This window comes from uncultured Dietzia sp. (assembly GCF_937873725.1).
Taxonomy (GTDB): Bacteria; Actinomycetota; Actinomycetes; order Mycobacteriales; family Mycobacteriaceae; genus Dietzia.
On record NZ_CALMYY010000017.1, the window covers coordinates 1 to 3,057 of the forward strand.

General features: G+C 74.4%; 2 protein-coding genes and 2 pseudogenes. All 4 read right to left on the reverse strand.

Annotated elements, in window-relative coordinates; translation table 11 throughout:
• Positions 1–580, reverse strand: a pseudogene (locus tag Q0444_RS01215) (hypothetical protein); the annotation flags it as partial.
• A 118-nt stretch (positions 581–698) separates the two neighbouring features.
• Entirely contained in the window at positions 699–1,361 is a 663-nt protein-coding gene (locus Q0444_RS01220) for a GNAT family N-acetyltransferase (protein WP_291079655.1), read from the reverse strand.
• 5 nt (positions 1,362–1,366) lie between these two features.
• Complete coding sequence (gene glp / locus Q0444_RS01225) at positions 1,367–2,626, reverse strand: gephyrin-like molybdotransferase Glp (protein WP_299020769.1); 1,260 nt, start codon at positions 2,624–2,626, stop codon at positions 1,367–1,369.
• 171 nt (positions 2,627–2,797) lie between these two features.
• Positions 2,798–3,057 (reverse strand): annotated as a pseudogene (locus Q0444_RS01230) (UTP--glucose-1-phosphate uridylyltransferase); the annotation flags it as partial.

The window sequence follows — 3,057 nt, forward strand, 5'->3', positions numbered from 1 at the left end:
GCTCGAGCAGCTCCCCGTCGACCACCTCAGGGCGCGAGGCCTCGACGGTGTCGGCCGGCTCTGCGGTCCGGACCGTGGAAGCGGAAGCGGAAGCGGCACCCGTCGGCGCGGTGCGCTCGCCGCGGGACTGAGCGGAGACGGAGTCGGACTCATCGCCGGAGGCCACCACGGCCGGGATCTCGGCGGTGATCTCCTCGGACGAGACATCTCCTGAGGAGGCGGCGACACGACGCTCTTCCATCGCACGACGGACGGCCTCGCCGCGTCGACCGGCAGCATCGCGCCGGAGGGTCTGCTCGAGCATGTGCTCCCACGTCTCCGTGTCGAGCAACTCCGCGTCGGTGGCACCGACGCCGGAGGGGAGACCGAAGAGGGATTCCTCGGCCTCGACCTGCACCGGGTCGGCGGCAGCGCGGCCGCGACTGGGTACGAGGCGGCCGGAACCACCGGAGTACAGCGTTCGCGTCTCGGCCAATGCGTCACCGGTGCGGCGAATGGGATTACGCGACCGGATGAGCATCGGCGCGAGGACGAACAGCCAGACCACCACCAGCAGGATGATCAGCAACGAGCTGGACATCGATCAGGCCTCCTCGAGCGTCGACCCCGACACGGGACGTCGTGGTGAGGTCCCAACCGTAACGGCGGCCGGGCCCCGCCCCGTGGCGGCGCGCCGCCGCCCACGATGCTCACCCACATCAACGGACGCGCTCGGCGCGACCCGACGCCACGAGCGCGGCGACGGCCCCCCGCCCGTGCTCCTCGCGGGTGCGGGCCAGCAGGAGGTGATCCCGCCACGCGCCGTCCACGTGGAGGTAGCGCCGCAACAGGCCCTCCTCGCGGAATCCGCACCTCTCGAGCACGATCCTGCTGGCCGCGTTCTCCGGCCGGACGGTCGCCTCCACCCTGTGCAGCGCGCCCGGACCCAGCGCGTGGTCCACCCCCAGGGCGAGCGCCGCCGTGGCCACGCCGCCGCCACCGAACCGTCGTCCCACCCAGTAGCCGATCCATCCCGAGTGCAAGGCGCCGCGGACGACGCCGCCCACCGTGAGCTGCCCGCAGTACCGGCCGTCCAGCTCGATGGCCGCCGGGAGCGAGGCCCCGACCCGGGCGTAGCGCCTGAGCTGGGAGTGGATCCCCGGCCAGGCTCGGGCGGCGTTGTTCTGCCGCCACTCGCCGTCGACCGTCGGCTCCCACGGCGCCAGGTAGTCCCGCTCGGTGAGCCGCAGCGCGGACCAGTCCCGGGCGTCCCGCCGCCGCACCGGGCGCAGGGTCACCACGCCTGCGCGCACGCGCAGGGGACCCGCCTCGAGCGGCCAGCCGGGGTTGGCCACCGCGTCGGACGTGAACGCACTCCGCATGCCGCTCAGCCGCGCTGGGCGAGGAACATCACGTCCACCTCGTCGCCCGCCCGCACGGCCGTGACGTCGGGATCCACCACGACCAGGCAGTTGGCCTCCGCGAGGGACGCCAGCAGGTGCGTGGAGGAGCCCTGCGCGCCGCCGAGCGCGCGCACCAGGTACTCGCCGGTGTCGGTGTCGCGCATGAGCTGCCCGCGCAGGTAGCCGCGGCGGCCCTCCACGGAGGAGATCGGGGCGACGGTGCGGGCCCGGACGGTCCGCCGCATGGGTTGGCGTTTGCCCAGGGCGATCCGGATGAGGGGCCGGACCATGATCTCGAACACCACGAGCGCGCTGACCGGGTTGGACGGCAGCAGGAAGGTGGGGACCTCGTCGCGGCCGAGCCGCCCGAAGCCCTGGACCGAGCCGGGGTGCATGGCCACCCGGTTGACCTCGATCCGGCCGAGCTCCTCCATCACCCGGCGGATGCGGGTGGTGGCCTCCCCGCCGGCGGCGCCGGAGACCACGACCAGCTCGCTGCGCACGAGCTGCCCCTCGAGGACCTCCCGCAGGCGCGACGGCTCGGTGCTGGCGATGCCCACCCGGTGCACGTCGGCGCCGGCGTCGCGGCCGGCGGCGGTGAGGGCGTAGGAGTTGACGTCGTAGACCTGGCCGGTGCCGGGCTGCCCGTCCACGTCGAGCAGTTCGTCGCCCACCGAGATCACGGACATGCGCGGCTTGGGGTGCACCAGCACCTTGGCCCGCCCCACCGAGGCGAGCAGGCCCACCTGCGCCGGACCGATGATGCTCCCGGCGCGCACGGCCACGTCGCCCGGCTGGACGTCGTCGCCCACGCGACGGACGTAGTCGCCGCTGCGGACGGACCTGGTCGGGGTGATCCGCTGCCCCTCCGCGGTGGCCCACCCCACCGGCAGGACCGCGTCGGCGAGCGTGGGCAGGGGGGCGCCCGTGTCCACGCGGACACCCTGGCCCGGCTGCAGCCGGGGGGGCTGGCGGGGCCCCGCGGTGATCCTGCCCACCACCGGGAGCGCGGTCGGTCCCGGTGCGGGGTCCCCGGGCCCGCCCGGCGCGCCGCCCACGCGGATGTCGACGCTGCGCACCGCGTACCCGTCGATCGCCGCCTGGTCGAACGAGGGCAGCGGACGCTCGGCCACCACCTCCTCGGCGCAGAGCAACCCCTGTGCCTCGGAGATCGACACGCGCACCGGACGTGGGGCGACCGCGGCCGCGGTCACCAGCGCGAGCTGTTCCTCGACGGAGCGCACCAGGTGTCCCCTTCCCGTACGAATCGCTGCCCGGGCTTCTCGCCCCCGGCCGGAGCCTGCGGACCGGCCTGGCGGGTCCATGTGGGAGAGGGTAGCGGCCGGAGGCCGTCATCCTGCGGCGGCGCCACCGCGCCGGCGCGTGTTCCCGCCCGTCCCCCCGCGGGTCGGGGCTCAGGAACCGAAGCGGGCCTGCAGCCACTCGCGGAGATCGTCCGCGTAGGCCGGGTTGTCGAGCGCGAAGTCCACGCACGCCTTGATGTAGCCGCCGGGGTTCCCGAGGTCGTGGCGGGTGCCGTCGTGGATCACCACGTGGACGGGGTGACCCTCGCGGATCAGCAGGTCGATCGCGTCCGTGAGCTGTAGTTCGCCACCGGCTCCCGGGGTGATGCGGCGCAGGGCGTCGAAGATCGCGCGGTCGAGCACGTAGCGTC